Origin of the sequence: Staphylococcus sp. FSL W8-1207, from assembly GCF_038003745.1 — a bacterium.
GTDB classification, from domain to species: domain Bacteria; phylum Bacillota; class Bacilli; order Staphylococcales; family Staphylococcaceae; genus Staphylococcus; species Staphylococcus equorum.
On record NZ_JBBOPU010000001.1, the window covers coordinates 1,586,828 to 1,605,283 of the forward strand.

An 18,456-nucleotide genomic window follows, 5' to 3' on the forward strand; every position below is an offset into this window, starting at 1 on the left:
ATTAAGTGTTTACTTATCAAACTCTTATTCATTGTTTGGTTTGATTTCTTCAAATATCAAACCATCATCCATTAAGTCTATGTTTACTTTTGTACCTTCTGTTAAGTTTTCTTTAATCATTTTGCGTGCCAGTGGTGTTTCAATTTGTCTTTGCACAAAACGTTTCAATGGTCTAGCACCAAATTGTGGTTCATAAGCTTCTTCACCTAGCCATGCTTTTGCTTTATCAGACACATCAATTGAGAGTCTTTGTGACATAAGTCTGATGTTTAATTGCGTTAATATTTTATCTACAATTAAACTCATATCGCCAATTGTTAATGGTTTAAAGAGTACAATATCATCCATACGGTTGATAATTTCAGGTTTGAAATATTGATTCAAGCTATTCATTACAGCTTTTTCAGTTGCATCAGTAATGACACCTGCATCTTTAACATTTTCTAATAGCACTTGAGAACCTATATTACTTGTCATAATAATAATTGTATTTTTAAAATCAACTTCTCGACCTTTAGAATCCGTTAAACGACCTTCTTCTAATATTTGTAAAAGCACATTAAATACATCTGAATGTGCCTTTTCAATTTCATCTAACAATATCACTGAATATGGATTACGGCGAACTGCCTCTGTTAATTGTCCACCTTCATCATGGCCTACATAACCTGGAGGTGCACCGATTAAGCGTGAAACTGAGTGTTTTTCCATATATTCACTCATATCGATACGAATCATATGTTTTTCAGAATCAAATAACGTTGATGCTAATGATTTAGCAAGTTCTGTTTTACCTACACCTGTTGGACCTAAGAATAAGAAACTACCAATGGGTCTATTGGGATCTTTAATACCCGCACGTGCTCTTACAACAGCGTCTGCAACTAAATCTACCGCTTTATCTTGTCCTACTACACGCTCATGTAAAATATCAGATAGATTTAATAATTTTTCTCTTTCAGTTTCAACAAGTTTAGATACTGGTATACCTGTCCAAGAACTAACAATATCGCCAATTTCTTCATCTGTAACAATTTCGCGAATGATGCGATCATTATCACCATTTTGTTCGTTTTGGAACGCATCTTCAAGTTCACGTAATTCTTTTTCTAATTCTGGAATTTTACCATGTTGTAATTCCGCTGCTTTTTCTAAATCATAATTATTTTCAGCATCTTCTAATGCTTTTCTACTTTCATCTAATTCTGTACGTTTTTCTTGTAGTTTTGCTATTTTACCTTTTTCTTCTTCAACACGAGATTGTATTGCATTTTGTTTTTCTTTTTCATTAGATAATTCTTGTTGCAATTCTTGTAAACGCTGTTTACTTAAATTATCAGATTCATTTTTTAAGGCGCTTTCCTCAATTTCTAATTGCATTACACGTCTATTGACTTGATCTAGTTCAGTAGGATTGGAACCCATCTCAGTGCGGATCGTTGCACACGCTTGATCCACTAAATCAATCGCTTTATCAGGTAAGAAACGATCTGTAATATAGCGATCTGATAATTCTGCAGCAGCTACGATTGCTTTATCTTGTATACGGACACCATGATACACTTCGTAACGTTCTTTTAGTCCACGTAAAATTGAAATTGTGTCTTCTACATCAGGTTCAGATACATTTACTTTTTGGAAACGACGTTCTAATGCCGAATCTTTTTCAATATATTCTCTATATTCATTCAATGTTGTTGCACCAATACAATGTAATTCGCCACGTGCAAGCATAGGTTTCAACATATTCCCAGCGTCCATAGCACCTTCTGTTTTACCTGCACCAACAAGCATATGAATTTCATCAATAAATAATAAAATTCTGCCATCTGAATCTTTCACTTCTTTTAATACTGCTTTCAAACGTTCTTCAAATTCACCACGATATTTAGCACCTGCTACAAGTGCACTTAAATCTAATTCGAAAATTGTTTTATCTAGTAAAGATTCAGGTACGTCTTTACGCACAATACGTTGAGCTAGTCCTTCAACAATTGCTGTTTTACCAACGCCAGGTTCACCTATCAATACTGGATTATTTTTTGTTTTTCTACTTAAAATTCTGACTGTATTTCTAATTTCTTCGTCACGACCTATGACTGGATCCATATTCCCTTTACGTACTTCTTCAACTAGATCGCGACCATATTTTTCTAATGCTTCATAATTTGATTCTGGATTTTGTGACGTCACGTGATTACCTCCTCTTATTTTTTTAATAATTTCTTCGATGACTTCTTTTTTGTTACCGACAAACTGTTTTGTTGTTTCATCAATTTCCATGGCAGAAACTATAAGATGTTCCATAGATATATATTCATCTTCATAGGAATTCATATAAAATTCTGCTTTATTTAAAAGTTCGTTTGCTTTAGGGCTGATGTATTGCCCATATTGAATGTTTTCTCCTTGAACCGATGGATAATTTTTTAATTTTTCATTATATGCATTAACAAGTTGTTCTGTATTAATATTTGCTCTTTCTAGAACACTTTTAAATAGGCTTTCATTTTCTTCAAGTGCTGCTTTAAGCACAGCTTCAATTTCTATATTTTGGTTCTCATTTTCTTTTGCCAATTCAACTGCTTTTTGTAAAGCACCTTGAACTGCATAGGTCATTTGATTAATATCCAAAATGATTCACCTCACCATTAAAAGTTTGATCAAAATAAATCAAGTTTGACTTTGACTTTCTTTGACCTTAATTTAATTATAGTCTTTTCCATTTAAATAATCAACAAATTAGTCTACATTTTAAAATTTATTTCACCTATTTATAAGTCAATGTCTATCAGTCTTTTGCCCATTTTTCACTACGCTTAAACACTGTTTTTCCCGCTTTTAAATAGCGTGGTAAAAACTTGATTAAAAAGTATATTCTGCTAGACTTCTTGTAACTTTACAATAAAGGAAGTGTCCAAAAATGACTGAAGAAATCAAAGTGCCTGTCCCACCTTTCAATGCACAGAGCGCCTTACAAAAAGTGAAAATGGCAGAAACTACATGGAATACTAGAGATCCAGAAAAAGTATGCTTAGCATATACAGAAGATTCAGTTTGGCGAAACCGTAGTGAATTTTTCGAAGGTCGTGAGCAAATTAAAGCATTTCTTTATAGAAAATGGGATAAAGAACTAGATTATAAATTAATGAAAGAATTGTGGTGCTATACTGACAACCGTATATCTGTTAGATTTGAATACGAATGGCGAGATGCAAGTACAAATCAGTGGATGCGTACGCATGGTAATGAACATTGGGAATTTAATGCTAATGGATTCATGACAAGACGTGATATGAGCGCGAATGATTACCCTATTCATGAAGCAGATAAAAAATATTGAAATTAAAATGTCCACTACATCATAGCGGTATTTTGTGACCACGTTTGACTAGTTAATACAACACTAGACAAAGACTACAGTTTGAAGCTATAGTCTTGGAAAGCATGCATAAAAATTATCGACAAAGCGTAAGACTTTGTCGACATTCTGAACGTCCTCAAAAATTGAGGGCGTTTTATTATTTTAATTATACACTTTCTCATATTACTTCTTGTTTATTCATCATTTTTCGGAATTATATGTTTTAATATTTCATCAGTCATAGCTTCAACACCTGACTTTTCTAAATGAATACCATCTGGTGCAAAGTATTCAGAGTGACCTGCAGAACGTTTGTACCAATCGATGAGCATGACATTATCATGTTCTTTAGCTGCATCATTCATCAGCGCATTAACGTGACTTTCATAATTTCTTGGTACTCGTGTGTTTATTAAATAAACTTTAGCACTATCAAATTTACCAATTAATTCATTTAATTGTTCTTTAGAAAAATCACCGTTTGTACCTAATTCTAATATGACTTGGTCATACTTTTTATTATATTGCCGTTCCACTAACGGTATAGCATCATATAAATTTCGTCCAACTTCACCGTCAATTTTAGCATTAGGCACACGCGAATTTAGATGTTGACCAATATCAACCATAACGGAATCACCAATAAACAACGGTTTTAAATCCGTGTACACTTTATTATCCTTATCCTTTTTAAAATTTGCATTACCTAAGAAATTAACATCATCTACTGGTATTGGATGCACTAAAGTTTTATCAATTTTTTCTGTATTAAAAGTCGTCTTTTTATTTGAATCTGTATCTTTACCTAAATGATCAAAAGCGCCTACAAAAACGAAGAGCGTTGGAATCACAATAAGAGTTAATATTACAGTTCTAATAAATCGAACTTTATTAAGCTTTTTAAACGTAAATATTTTAAAACCATTTTTCCTAAACGGTGTCTCAATATAACGATAAGATAATTCTGCGAAAATAGCTGTGAAAGTTAAGTCTATAATATAAACGTAAACAGGTATTTGACCGTCTACATAATAAGCATGTAAAAAACTAATAATTGGAAAATGCCATAAATATAAACTATACGAGCGTTTGCCAATATAGACAAACAAACGGTTACCAATAATTTTAGCGAAATAACCAGATGGATGTACTACGCTAATTATCACAAATAAAGTTAATGTGGATATTAAATAGAATCCTCCATTATATATCCAACTACTATCATCACTTACTTTGAAAAACACTAACAATAGTCCTAGTAAAGCGAACATGCCTATACTATCAATTATATTGCGCAAAATGATATTAGGGTCTTTTTTTAGTTTGAATGGAGGCCAAATAAATGCAAGGATTACCCCTAACAACATTGTCTGTAGTCTCGTATCAGTCCCAAAATACACACGAGAATGTGATGAATGTGGCCCTGAAATAATGACCATCGTCAATAAAGAAATGATTGATGTCGCTAAAAAAATTAAGATGACATTACGACGTTTTTTCATTGTTAAAAGCAACATTATCAAAATTACCGGAAAAAATATGTAGAATTGTTCTTCAATCGCAAGCGACCATAAATGTTTAAGTGGCATGAATGCAAACTGTTCAAAATAATTAACATCTGTTGCTATATACCACCAATTAGATACATAAAGAAATGCCGCAAATGCATCATGTTTTATGCTAACAATATGTTCAGGTTTAAAGATAAGTGTAGCCAATGTAACTACAAGTACTAATACGAAAACTGCAGGTATAAGTCTTTTAACTCGACGCAACCAAAATTGTTTCAAATTTATAATACCTGTTTCTTCATATTCTTTTAACAATAAACTCGTTATTAGATAACCTGATATAACAAAAAAAGTATCGACACCAATGAAACCACCAGATAACCATTGTTTATTTAAATGATATATGATAATTCCAATTACTGATATTGCTCTCAATCCATCTAGTCCTGGCATATAACGCGTATGCTGTTGTATACCATTACGCTGATTCAAATTATTTTTCATTTTATCTCAAACTTTCTTCATTAAAATGTATAAATGACTGTATGTATAGTAACGTATTACAAAAGTCATTGTAATACTTTTGTAATATAACTGCAATAGTTTTAATGAATTGAGCAATATAAAATTAAACATTTTAAATTGCTTGTATTTTAGAAGACAAAAAAACTAGTCTAAGTAAAAGTACATTTGAAAATGTACTTACTAGACTAGTTTTCATTCTACATATTAAAGCTTAGCTTACGCCTAAAGCAATCTTAGCGTAACGAGACATCTTATCTTTGCCCCATGGTGGACTCCAAACGATATTAATCTCTGTATCCTTAACTTCCGGAACTTCAGCTAATACTTCTTTTACTTGATTCATAATCTGCGGTCCCATTGGACAACCCATAGAAGTCAGTGTCATATCTACTGTGCATAAGCCTTCATCATCAACATTCACATTATATATTAAGCCTAAGTTCACAATATCAATACCTAACTCAGGGTCAATTACCATTTCTAAAGCACCTAATATGCTATCTTTTAAATCTTCCTCCATAAATTTCACCTCTTCGTATTTAATCTTATTAACAATATATCAAATATCTTACAAAACGCCAATAAAATGCTATGATATTTATACATCAATTATCAAAGATTAAGGAGATTTACATGAAACCTTATTTAATTTGTCTAGATTTAGACGGAACACTTTTGAACGATGAAAAAGTGATCACACCATATACCAAAGAAGTACTAACAACTTTACAAAATCAAGGTCACAAATTAATGATTGCTACTGGTCGACCTTACAGAGCAAGCCAAATTTATTATCATGAACTTAATATGAATACACCTGTCGTTAACTTTAACGGCGCATTTGTACATCATCCAAAAGATGATCAATTTGAAACAATGCATGAAAGACTAGATTTTGATTTAGCTCGAAATATTATTCAATCTTTAAATGATTTTGGCGTTACTAATATTATTGTAGAAGTGAAAGATTATGTATTTCTTAATAGCTATGATCAAAAATTATTCGATGGTTTTTCCATGGGTACGCCAAAAATTGAAACAGGCGATTTACTTACATGTTTAAATGAATCACCGACTTCAATTTTAGTAGAAGCAGAAGAATTTATGATTCCTAGAGTTAAACAAATGCTCACACGATTCTATGCAGAAAATATTGAACACCGTAGATGGGGTTCACCTTTCCCAGTTATAGAAATCGTAAAACAAGGTATCAGCAAAGCACGCGGTATTGATTATGTTAAAACACATTTAGATATTGATAGAAATCATATTATCGCATTCGGTGATGAAGATAATGATTTAGAAATGATTAAATACGCAAAACACGGTATCGCAATGGAAAATGGCTTGGATGAGTTAAAACATATTGCGAATGAAGTCACGCATTCAAATAATAATGATGGTATTGGTCGTTATTTAAATGATTACTTCCAATTAAACATTCCATATGAAGTAACTGTAAAATCTTATATTTAATATGAGAATTACTCACTAGGAGGCAATTTATTATGAATAAGATCATAGTCGTTGGTGCTGTTGCTGGTGGTGCGACTGTCGCCAGCCAAATAAGAAGATTAGATCAAGAAAGTGAAATCATTGTCTTCGAGAAAGATCGTGATATGAGTTTTGCAAACTGCGCCTTGCCTTATTATTTAGGAAACGTCGTAGCATCAAGAGATCAAATACTAGAAGCAACACCAGAATCATTTTACGATGCTAAACAGATTGTAGTGAAACCTTATCATGAAGTAACCTCAATCAATGATACTTCACAAACCATAACTGTTTACGATTACACCCAAGATAAAACCTTCGAAGAACGATATGACACATTAATTCTAAGCCCTGGCTGTAGTGCTAATACGTTAAACTTAAATAGCGATATGACATTTACTTTAAGAAATATGGAAGATACAGATGCAATTGAAGACTTTATTGAAGCTAACCAAGTTAAAAAAGCGCTCGTTATCGGTGCTGGCTATATTGGTTTAGAAATTATAGATAATTTATATGAAAGAGGTATCGCACCTACGTTAGTTCATCGTTCAACACATCTCAATAAATTAATGGACGAAGACATGAATCAGCCAATTATCGATGAAATTGAGAAAAGACATATAGACTATCGTTTAAATGAACAAGTATCCAAAGTTATTGGTAATGAAGTTCACTTTAAGTCGGGTAAAGTCGAAGATTATGACCTTATAATAGAAGGTATCGGAGTCAAACCAAATTCAGCATTTATTGAGTCATCCAATGTCATTCTAGATGACAAGGGCTATGTGCCAGTGAATGATCAATTTCAAACTAACATTCCTAATATCTATGCTTTAGGTGATATTATCACTTCACATTATCGCCATGTAGATTTAAATGCACATATCCCGTTAGCTTGGGGTGCACATCGTGGTGCAAGCATCATTGCAGAACAATTAGCCGGTGACCCATCTTTACAATTTAAAGGTTACTTAGGTTCAAATATTGTAAAATTTTTCGATTATACTTTTGCAAGTGTCGGTGTATCTCCACAGGAACTTTCGAACTTCGACTATGAAACTGTTGAAGCCAAACAAGGAGAACATGCGGGTTATTATCCAGGTAATACAAAGTTACATTTACGCATTCATTTTGACAAAACGAACCGACGTATTTTACGTGCCGCTGCTGTTGGAAAGAAAGGTGCAGACAAACGTATAGATGTGCTGTCTATGGCAATGATGCATAAATTAACTATAGACGAATTAACAGAATTTGAAGTTGCTTATGCCCCACCCTATAGTAGACCTAAAGATATCATTAATATGATTGGTTACAAAGCACGCAATAAATAGCACTAGTGATTCAAACTAAAAGGGACCTTCCAAAATTGGAAGATCCCTTTTTAATTAAACTTGATTTATGTTTTAAAATTTTTATAAACCAAATAGTTGCGTAATTGGTCCCCATGGCAAGATAACACCTAAAAGCATAGTAATTAAAATAACAATAATCGTTGTCCACAATAAACCATGACTTGATTGACCTTTTTTACGTTTTGCAAGTGACACTTCCATAAGTGCAACTACTGCTACGCCACCAATCATTTTCAACGTAAGTAACATATGCCCGCCAGCGTTACCAGATGAGAATGCTTGAATCCATGTCCAAAAACCTGAAATTAAAACTAATACCATAAACACTCTTAAGAGCATATGGATTGGTTTAAAGTAAGGTGATGCGCCTTGTTTTACTGAAAAATTAAAATAAGCAGCAAAGAACAAGATTACTAATAACACCCAACTTGCAATATGCATGTGTAACATAATATATAACCCCCACACAATTTTTACTTCAATAATATGTAAAACAGAAGTATGTTGCACCTTTTAATTAGTAAAATAAAAAGTGCCTTTCTTAATCATACTCAAAATAAGTATATTTTTCAAAAAAGAAATTCTGCACTACTTATTTTATTTGAATATGCCGGTTATTGCAATGTTAATTCTATTTTTCGCATATTAAAACCGGGCATCACATATGTCAGCCCGGTTAATATATCTATCGTTTATTTTTCTGCGATAAAATTAGTCAGTGTACCAATATTATCAATTGTAACTTTAACTTCATCACCTGGTTGTAAAAATTGCGGAGGATTCATTCCTGCACCTACGCCAGCAGGTGTGCCAGTTGCAATAATATCACCTGGATGTAAAGCAACATATTTAGAAATTTCTTCAATTAATTCATCTATTTTAAGAATCATTGCACTCGTATTACCATCTTGACGAATATCATTGTTTACTTTTGTAACAATATTCACGTCTTCAGGTGTAGGTAATTCATCTTTAGTTACGATGTAAGGTCCAACGGGGCATCCTCCAGTTAAACTTTTAGATAAGAATGCTTGATCTTGTGCATCTTGAGCTTTACGGTCTGTAACATCATTAATAATTGTATAACCATAAATGTAATCTAATGCTAAGCCTTTTGGTATTTTTTCACCAGATTTTCCAATAACAATACCTAATTCACCTTCATAATCTAATTGATCTGTAATATCTTTATGATTAGGAATTGTACTATTATCTCCAGTTAATGAAGAAGCGGCTTTAGTAAATACGTACAAGCGTTGAACTTCGTGATTTAATTCGTTAGCATGATCTTGATAATTACGTCCAAAGGCAATGACATTATTAGTTGGTGTTACTGGTGGTAAAAATTCAATGTCAGCAAATTGTACTTTATAATCTTCGCCTTTACCACTATCTTCTGCAGCAACAACTGCTTTACGAACTTCTTCTTGAAAATCTACGACTTGGTTTTGTTGAAGGCCGTCTAATAACGTTTTAGGATGGAACGCACCCTCCGAAAAATCTGCAAAAACTTTTTGTAAGTCCCACGCAGCTTCTTCACGTTTTACTTTCACACCATATGATGTCTGTCCTTCATGTCTGAATGATAGGAATTTCATTCAATATCAGCTCCTCATCTATATCTTATTACATATTATAACTATATTTACTACTAAATAACAAATAAATAACTAGAATTTTCAAAATTCTATTGTTTTGTGTCTAATGCGTCTTATTTTAAGTAAGTAATTTTCCGCCATAACCACTCGATGGGTCCATACTTAAAGAATTTCAGATAATAATAACAAGCTAAAAGTTGCAAACTATATACAACTACTACGATAATATAAGATTGATAGAGCGGTAACTTGTTGTATAAACTTAAGCCTATATCATAATAAATGAATGTGAAAATGATACTTTGGGATATATAAACTGATAAACTAAGTTTTCCAGGATATTTAAAAATGTCTAGTACCTTCGCAGCTTTGGCATATTGACATAAACGAACAAAGATCAAGATGTATCCCATCGCAAGAATCGGCCCACCTACCATTGAACTTATGACTGAAAACGTATTGTTTGCATAATCTAAGGCAAATGGAAGTTTAATAAAATAACCGATAATAAATAAAGTGCTCCCCCATGTCATGGCACTACGTGGGTTGTTTTGAATCTTAGTTATCAAACTTAATTTTTGTGCGGCAATACCTATAAGTATGTAAGGTAAAAGATCAAGATATGCAGCTCTTGTAACAATATCTATAACACTATACTTACTTTCCAATCCATTTACTTGTAAGAATTCAAAGTAATGACCATTTTGTTTGATATCAACCAATTGCGCAAGTGACTTACCTGAATAATTACTTGCTTCATGGCGACCTTTATTCCAGTATGCTAAAGAAATTGGAATAACCAATATGACAATTTTCATTATAAATAAGCCAGCAGCTGATTTAATTAAAGTCTTAGGTTTCAATTTGATAAATAAAACTGCAATCATTCCGGTAAAACCATATCCAAATAAAATATCTCCATTAAATAAAAAATAGCCATGTAGTACACCAAAAATAAGTAAAACTACTAATCTTCGATATATAAAAGGATAATATGACATCCCTCTACGTTTACTATTTTCATACATTATGCTTAATCCATATCCAAATAACATTGTAAATATTGGATAAAATGAACTGATAACAAAAAGTGTAACAATGCGGAATAGCCCTTCATTGGCACCATTTAATACTCCAGGTAGATAAGTTTCCTCATAAGGAAAACTAAAAACTAAAATATTCATTAATATGATGCCAAACAAACTAAAACCACGTAATGCATCTAATTCAAATAATCTGCGTTGCGGTGACACAATATAGCACCTCTTTTTGGAAATTTAAGTATCAATTGAAAGTTGTCCAAATTTAAAGAAATATAAATATCCTTTAACTTCGGTTTTTAATATTGTTTCTAATGTGGTGCGGTAATATTCCATCTGTATCTTATAACGCGCTCTCAATTGAGCACCAATTTCTTCATCTGACATGTTCCGGCGTCTATTAAATGCGTCTGTCTTATAATCTACAAAATAATATTGGTCATCTTTTAAAAATATAAGATCAATCATACCTTGAATGATTGAAGCATCTTCGTCATCGGTTTTTAAATGATCCACATTGGATTGATTCACAACGAATGGTAATTCACGATATATTGCATCACTAGAGGCGATGGTTGTGTATAGTTCACTACTAATAAATGTGTAGATATCCTCATAGCGAATATCGTCTTTCGCATCTTCCGGTATGATGTGTTTTTCAATCATTTGATCAATATGTGCATGTAATTCACGTTGTGATAGACCATCGCGTTTAAATGGTAGGTGTTGCATCACTGTATGCATCAATGTACCAACTTCATTTGCTTTCCTTTTAGAGCTATGACTTAAAAAGCCAGGTCTTTCATAAGACGATGTTCCTATACGATATTGTCTTACTCTATCATAATTTGTATCTGCTTGTTCCGTGTCTAGTTGACGTTTTAATTCAGATACAGACTGCTTTGAAGGTTTATCGACAACGTCTTGATAAGGATACGTATAGCTCAGCTGTTGATGAATTTGTGATTTAATTGCTTCATCATTCGTATTCAGCGTCTCAATATCTTCTATCGTGCGTCGTTCACTTTCTTCAACTACCGCTTCTGATGCAATATCTTGATAAAAATCTATATTTAATTGAACATAGGGTTTCATCGTTGCATCGATGTCACCAATCGAGCGTTCAAAACGCAATTCATTCGGTAAAGCAGATGACTGATATTTAGACAATATTGGATAAATCATATCAATCGGTCTTTTCGCAGTTAGTCGATAACTTACAGGCAAATGAGTATCCGACACAGAAACTTGTTCAAACTGAGCTAATTCCTTCTCATCTTTAACACGTCCTATTAAAAATAATTGTTCTTTTGCACGTGTGAGCGCAACGTATATGAGTCTCATCTCTTCAGAGACCATTTCTTTTTCTGCAATGGCTTTATACGTAACGGAAGATAGCGAAGGATACGATAAGTTACTTTCCACATCGTAATAAGTCATTCCTAAACCATAAGTTTGATTTAAGATCACTGGTTTATGTAAATCATCTCTTCTGAATTTACGAGATAACCCCGAATATATTACAAAAGGAAATTCTAACCCTTTACTACTATGAATCGTCATCATTCTAACCACATCATCATTTGGACCGATAACGTTTTCTTCTCCAAAATCTTTGCCACGTTCTATTAATTCATCTATAAAGCGGATAAATTGATATAAACCACGGAAACTAGAATTCTCAAATTCTACTGCTTTATTAAATAATCCATATAAATTGGCGCGACGCCCTTTGCCTCCAACAATACCACTGAAATATTGAATCACATAATGCTCATTATAAAACTTATCTATTAGCTGATAAACCGGATGGCTTTGGCTATAATGTTGATACACCTCTATATCTTTTAGAAATGCATCTAATTTTTTCACTAATTTTTTATTTGCAACATCATTCAGCATATAATTTTTAATTGATTGATAAAAATAATCATCGTTAGGACTAAATACGCGAATATTAGATAATTCATCTTCAGTAAATTGATAAATCACAGAACGCATTAACCCTACTAAATAGATATCTTGTAACGGATTATCAACTGTTCTTAAAAAGGATAATATCAATCGTATTTCTACTTGTTCAAAATACCCTTCTTTACTATTCACATGGAACGGTATATTGTGATCTTTAAACGCCTGTTGAATCTTACGTGCTTGACCATATGAACGTTCAAGTATGACAATATCTTTATAGCTTGGTTTACGATATTCATCTAATTTCATATCATATATTTCATGTTTATCCATTATTTCTTCAACTTGTTGTACGATATATTCAGCTTCTTGCTCTGCGCCTTTTAAATCTGACTCAGCATCTTCTATCAACATATTCATCTGAACATCATGAGGCTTATCATCATAAGGAGCACCATAATACAATTGTGCAGCATCGTCATATACAATTTCTCCTACTGCTTCATCCATCATATGTTTGAATAAATAATTCGTTGTTGTTAGTACTTCTTCTCTTGAACGAAAGTTTTGTGACAAATCAATTCTCATACCATTTTCTAAGCCATCTAATGAAAAACGATTATATTTTCCTATAAATAAACTTGGATCTGCCTGTCTAAATTTATAGATAGACTGTTTCACGTCACCTACCATGAATAAGTTGCCGTCTGACTCGTTACCTCGTTTAATACATGATAATATTTTCTCTTGAACTCTATTCGTATCTTGATATTCATCAACAAGAATTTCTTCAAATTGTTGACGGTACATGTCCGCAATTTCTGAAGGCGTACCGTCATCATTCATTAATACGCGTAACGCAAAATGTTCATAATCAGAAAAATCCAAGAGATTTCTACTTCTTTTTTTCGAATTAAATTGCTTTATTACATCTGCTGTCACTTGCGTTAGATATGATACTCTCGGTGCTAAGCGCTGCATATCAAGCTTCAATTCTTCTGCTTCACGTGAAAAATAATCTTCCTGAACTTTTGAGACCAATGCTTTATATTGATCATAGTGTTTTTTACCATCATCATACGCATCAAGCATCATCTCATTCGCTTCTTTAATCTTCTTATTTTTAGCTGGGAAACGCGCTTCAAATTGGTGTTCAGCAATGACTTGCGTATTCAATTGACCGCCTTCCATCGCTTGATTTAAAAAGTGTCGTTCCTTATCTAATACAGCTACTTGTTTATCTACTTCTTCTAGCATCATGAATAAGTCATAACTTTTATTCAACGCTTCTAATGCTGAATTCATAAAAATCATTGCTACTTCATTCAATAATTGTAGTAAATCATCTTGTTGCTCACCATTGTAATAAGGGTCTGCTAAATTTTGCAGCCAAGTTAAAGGATTGGGATTCGCCACACTAAAATAAAACATTTGTTTAATCGTATTCCGTAATTGATCATCATTTCGATCAGACGATAATTGTTCAGTCAAATCTACGAAACTTGGGTCTAACACATCATAATGACTTTCCAATACTTCATCAATCGTTTGTTCAAGCAATAAAATATTTTCCGCTTCACTACTTGTTCTAAAGTTTGGATCAATATCTAAAACATCGTAATGGTGTTGTATTAATTTCAAACAAAAACTATGGAGTGTAGAAATTTGTGCTTGGTGAATTTTGATCCGCTGATTTTTCAAATGTGCATTATCAGGTGATGCCATAGATGCTTCTTGAATACGTTGATCTACACGATGTTTCATTTCACGTGCACTTGCGTTTGTAAAAGTCACTACAAGTAAGCGGTCAACATCTATTTCATCTTTGATAATCCGCTGAATAATGCGCTCAACTAAAACAGCTGTTTTGCCTGATCCTGCAGCCGCAGCTACAAGTACATCTTGTCCTTTGGCATAAATACTTTTCCATTGGTTATCAGTCCATCTTGTATCAGCTGGCTTTGCTGGAATTTGACTCATAATTCATCTTCCTCACTTTCTAACTCCACATTTTGCACTGCTTCTAACGGATTAATCGACTCGTCTACAGTACGATAACGTTTGCTATCAATAGCACCATCTACATGACATACAGATTTATAATTACAAAATTCACAAGGTAATGTTTGATTATATTTCATTGGTGCAACTTCTGTATGACCATCCATAATACTGGAGGCAGTTTCAATAAAATTCTTTTTATTATGCTTTATTAATTTATAAATTGTTTCTTCATCTGCAACTTTACTGTTACTTTTAATTCCGCCATCTTTTTTCAATCCAAGTGGTACAATATCAGAATTATAACTTGGCTCTAATCTTGTATCAAAAGCATCTAATACTGATTCATCACTATTTAATAACCCACTTAATTTAAACGAATTAATAAACTCCGTATCTCTTTTATCTTCATTTAATTGGTTCCACGCTAATTTAATACGCGGTTCATGAACATGAAAATATAAAAGTCCTCCTGGTTTAGTCATCTCTGTTAAACCAAGACGTGATTTATTTTGTAACACAATATCCATATACGTCATCATTTGCATTTGCATACCATAATAGACTTTAGTCAAATCTAGTGTCCCACTATATTTTGAAGACTTATAATCAATAATGTTCACAAAACTTTGATCACCTTGCTGATATGTATCTATACGATCAATTTGTCCACGAATATTGATTGGAACGCCTTGTGTTGTCTTCAATGGCTCAGCTAACAATTCACTATTATCACGCGGTTTTCTTCTAAATCCTGCTTCGAAACGTTGTGGCGTGAATTTTGTGTGACTACCTTGATATTTGAGCGCAGTCAAAGTGGTCTCAACAATAGCGCCGATTCGTTGTGATAAATAACGATAGTAAGCCGTTGAATTCAACAAGTTAAATTGAACTTCAGGTAATATTTCAGATAAAGCTTCTAATGTTAATTTATGAATTTGTTTCGTATTTAAGTTTTTAAAGTCACCATTCACTTTTTCTGAAATGAATTTCAACACTTGGTGAAAAATATCACCTAAATCAAAATTTTCAAGTTTGTATTTTGTACGTTCGTTAAGTCGTAAACCATGTGAGGCAAAATGTTTAAATGGACAAGCTTGATATCCTTCAAATCTGGATACACTTGCATTAATCGTCTTTCCATATAAATCTGAAGACAATGATTCACTTAATTGGACCGTTTCATTATCATACGTTAATGCCGATAATAAGTAACTCAAACCATCATTTAAATTGTCATCGTCTCTCATCACTTGATATGTGTCTAACCATGTATCAGCCACAATCTCATCATCTAACCATGCTTTTAACGATTCAAATAATGCAATTTTAGTTTGATGTGGATGTTCCATTAGTGATAATGGATTAGCTTGATGTTGATGATGAATATTTTGAATATCTAGATTTGTATATAACTGTTGAATTTGATTTAAAAATGGGCTCGGTTCTTTTTCATCTCCGCTTGTTCCCATCAAAGAATAAGAAAATGTAACAGCTATACGGCTTCTTGTCATAGCAATGTAGCACACAAACGCTTCATCCATTTGTAATATATCTGCTGTAGGGCTCAATTCTATCGTTGACTGTTCTTGGAAGTATTTCTTTTCGTCGTCTGTAATCAAACTCGATGATGCAACGGTTTGTGGCATGACCCCATCATTTACACCGACAAGGTATACATGTGCTTTGTTATCAACTTTAGCTAAATCCATCGTCCCTATACTCACTTGATCAATCGTTTGCGGTATCATCACAAATTCTAATTGCTCTAAGCCAATATCAAACAATTCTAAAAAACGTGTTTGAGTCATAGTCTGTTCGCCAAAAACAGTAACTAAATCATCCAATGTTTGAATAAAACCATTCCATATCTGGTCAATTTCTTCTGCTTTTTTATGTTCGCCCTCAACATCTAATGTGTCTCGGTCTGTCATCAATTGACTAGGTAAATCGAATGTTTCTATAGCTTCATAAAAGGCTGTCGCAAATTCAATTGCAGTTGTAGCATTATTCATTTTCGATTCAAACATCATCACTTTATCAATCACATCTGCTTTCATTTGAATTACACGTTCAAACGTTTCACGTTCTTCATCAGTTAATGGCTGGCGCTTTAATCCCATTTTTCTAAATTGTTCAACATGGAAATATTTTTCATCAATCCAGCGTTTGCCATAAATTCCACGTTCCAGTACAAAGTTTTCTAAAATATCAATAAGATAATGACTATCTTTAAACTTTTTAGAAAGTATATTTGTCTTAAACAGACGCATAAGTGGATCAAAATTCCAATTTGTTTGTATGACTTCAATAAGTGAGCGCATCATTTCCATTACTGGGTGATGCGTCATAGATTCTTTAATATCTATATTGTATGGAATATCGTATTGCGGTAATATCGATTCCATCAAATATGCATAAGATTCATCTCTATACAAAATTGCGATATCTTGAAAACGTCTTTCTTGTTCGCGATTTTCTCTCAAAATACGACGAGCTACTTCATTAATTTCTTCACGCATTACAGATGCCTCTAAAATTTCAATATTGCCTTGTGCCGAGATTGGCTCAAATTGTAATGCGTTAAAGTTATGCTCTAAATGTTTTAAATCACTATTATTAAACCGATTTGTTTCATTAAAACGTTTAGTGTTGACCTTAATATTCAAATCATTCGCGATGTCTTCAATATGCGTTAAAGATTCAGATGGTTTTCTAAATAAACTAAACGTATCTTTGTCCCCGTCTGTAGTTAATACTACGGTAACCTTTTTCGCATAACTTACTAAGCTACGAATAATTTGATATTCTAACGTCGAAAAGTTATGAAAACCATCGATATATATTTCGGCTCGCTTTAACCATTCAGATTGATCCATCATCGTTATAAAACGTTGAAGCGAATCCTCAGTTGATACATATTCACCATTTATTCTATCTTCTAAATGCTTATAAATAAGCGCGATGTCTTGCAATTTATGTTTCGTGCGTGTTTGTAAGTGATTTGCAGCTATATATTCCTCTAATTGTTCTGGAGAAACTGCATATTTTTTAAAATCTTGTATTTGTTCATAAAGTTTTTCACTAAAACCATAGTATTTAACTTGAGAGCGATAGAGCTTCAACTCTGTTTGATGTTGTTGGATGATATCATAAATCATCATCTCTGTACCTGCTTTTGATAACTGTTGTTCCATCAAGCCACCGACTTCTTGAAACACACGGTAACTCAAACGTTCAAAGTGTAGCACTTCTGTTCTAAGACTACCACTTAGTTCAGGATCGTTTACAAATGCTTGTTCGAGTTGAAAAGTATTTTGCGTAGGAGCAATTAATACAATGGGATCGCCTAGTGGATCTTGTTTCATTTTACTTTTAATTTCTTCAATGATTTCATGTGACTTCCCTGTTCCTGCTCTTCCAATATAAGCATTTAATTCCATGGAAAACTTCCACTCCTTTGACTCACATTTTAACATAGAAAAGGTTCTTCTTTACGAATCTTTCATCTGACTGATTCAACTATTTTAAGTATTTGAATCAGTTCTTTATAAAAAATACCCCTTCATATGTTTTTTTAAATTCCGTAACGATCTCTGATTTAAATTACCTCTACGCTGATTAATGAAAATTATTTAATTTCATAGATTT

At 32.8% G+C, this 18,456-nt stretch carries 11 protein-coding genes; 3 read left to right on the forward strand and 8 right to left on the reverse strand.

Annotated features, from left to right (window positions below):
• Window positions 1-24 precede the first annotated feature (24 nt).
• Window positions 25-2,634, reverse strand: a complete 2,610-nt coding sequence (gene clpB, locus NSR03_RS07900) for an ATP-dependent chaperone ClpB (protein ID WP_046465148.1) — start codon at window positions 2,632-2,634, stop codon at window positions 25-27.
• 289 nt (window positions 2,635-2,923) lie between these two features.
• Here clpB and NSR03_RS07905 point away from each other — a divergent pair, with 289 nt between their 5' ends.
• On the forward strand, window positions 2,924-3,343 hold the full coding sequence (locus tag NSR03_RS07905; protein WP_046465147.1) for a nuclear transport factor 2 family protein: 420 nt from the start codon (window positions 2,924-2,926) through the stop codon (window positions 3,341-3,343).
• A 215-nt stretch (window positions 3,344-3,558) separates the two neighbouring features.
• Here NSR03_RS07905 and NSR03_RS07910 read toward each other — a convergent pair whose 3' ends face one another.
• Window positions 3,559-5,379 carry an acyltransferase family protein gene (locus NSR03_RS07910; RefSeq protein WP_069821011.1) on the reverse strand — a complete coding sequence of 607 codons (1,821 nt, stop codon included), beginning with the start codon at window positions 5,377-5,379 and terminating at the stop codon, window positions 3,559-3,561.
• A gap of 232 nt (window positions 5,380-5,611) precedes the next feature.
• Window positions 5,612-5,920 carry a metal-sulfur cluster assembly factor gene (locus tag NSR03_RS07915; RefSeq protein WP_002508116.1) on the reverse strand — a complete coding sequence of 103 codons (309 nt, stop codon included), beginning with the start codon at window positions 5,918-5,920 and terminating at the stop codon, window positions 5,612-5,614.
• Between the two features lie 113 nt (window positions 5,921-6,033).
• On the opposite strand from NSR03_RS07915, the gene NSR03_RS07920 reads away from it, so the two are divergent.
• Complete coding sequence (locus NSR03_RS07920; protein ID WP_069821010.1) at window positions 6,034-6,876, forward strand: Cof-type HAD-IIB family hydrolase; 843 nt, start codon at window positions 6,034-6,036, stop codon at window positions 6,874-6,876.
• A gap of 32 nt (window positions 6,877-6,908) precedes the next feature.
• Complete coding sequence (locus NSR03_RS07925) at window positions 6,909-8,231, forward strand: CoA-disulfide reductase (protein ID WP_069821009.1); 1,323 nt, start codon at window positions 6,909-6,911, stop codon at window positions 8,229-8,231.
• A gap of 81 nt (window positions 8,232-8,312) precedes the next feature.
• Here NSR03_RS07925 and NSR03_RS07930 read toward each other — a convergent pair whose 3' ends face one another.
• From NSR03_RS07930 to addB, 5 genes are all read right to left on the reverse strand, one after another.
• Entirely contained in the window at window positions 8,313-8,702 is a 390-nt protein-coding gene (locus NSR03_RS07930) for a YisL family protein (protein WP_002508119.1), read from the reverse strand.
• A gap of 242 nt (window positions 8,703-8,944) precedes the next feature.
• Window positions 8,945-9,850, reverse strand: a complete 906-nt coding sequence (locus NSR03_RS07935) for a fumarylacetoacetate hydrolase family protein (RefSeq protein ID WP_002508120.1) — start codon at window positions 9,848-9,850, stop codon at window positions 8,945-8,947.
• Between the two features lie 113 nt (window positions 9,851-9,963).
• On the reverse strand, window positions 9,964-11,103 hold the full coding sequence (locus NSR03_RS07940; RefSeq protein WP_021339480.1) for a DUF418 domain-containing protein: 1,140 nt from the start codon (window positions 11,101-11,103) through the stop codon (window positions 9,964-9,966).
• A 24-nt stretch (window positions 11,104-11,127) separates the two neighbouring features.
• Window positions 11,128-14,787 carry a helicase-exonuclease AddAB subunit AddA gene (gene addA, locus NSR03_RS07945; protein WP_176721776.1) on the reverse strand — a complete coding sequence of 1,220 codons (3,660 nt, stop codon included), beginning with the start codon at window positions 14,785-14,787 and terminating at the stop codon, window positions 11,128-11,130.
• Entirely contained in the window at window positions 14,781-18,248 is a 3,468-nt protein-coding gene (addB, locus tag NSR03_RS07950; protein ID WP_065367373.1) for a helicase-exonuclease AddAB subunit AddB, read from the reverse strand. Before addB ends, addA begins: the two co-directional genes overlap by 7 nt.
• Between the last annotated feature and the right edge of the window lie 208 nt (window positions 18,249-18,456).

Excerpts from the sequence above, each read along its gene's own strand:
- NSR03_RS07905 (WP_046465147.1), top strand. The coding sequence starts at position 2,924 with ATGACTGAAGAAATCAAAGTGCCTGTCCCACCTTTCAATGCACAGAGC.
- NSR03_RS07910 (WP_069821011.1), bottom strand. The coding sequence starts at position 5,379 with ATGAAAAATAATTTGAATCAGCGTAATGGTATACAACAGCATACGCGT.
- NSR03_RS07915 (WP_002508116.1), bottom strand. The coding sequence starts at position 5,920 with ATGGAGGAAGATTTAAAAGATAGCATATTAGGTGCTTTAGAAATGGTA.
- NSR03_RS07920 (WP_069821010.1), top strand. The coding sequence starts at position 6,034 with ATGAAACCTTATTTAATTTGTCTAGATTTAGACGGAACACTTTTGAAC.
- NSR03_RS07925 (WP_069821009.1), top strand. The coding sequence starts at position 6,909 with ATGAATAAGATCATAGTCGTTGGTGCTGTTGCTGGTGGTGCGACTGTC.
- NSR03_RS07930 (WP_002508119.1), bottom strand. The coding sequence starts at position 8,702 with ATGTTACACATGCATATTGCAAGTTGGGTGTTATTAGTAATCTTGTTC.
- NSR03_RS07935 (WP_002508120.1), bottom strand. The coding sequence starts at position 9,850 with ATGAAATTCCTATCATTCAGACATGAAGGACAGACATCATATGGTGTG.
- addB (WP_065367373.1), bottom strand. The coding sequence starts at position 18,248 with ATGGAATTAAATGCTTATATTGGAAGAGCAGGAACAGGGAAGTCACAT.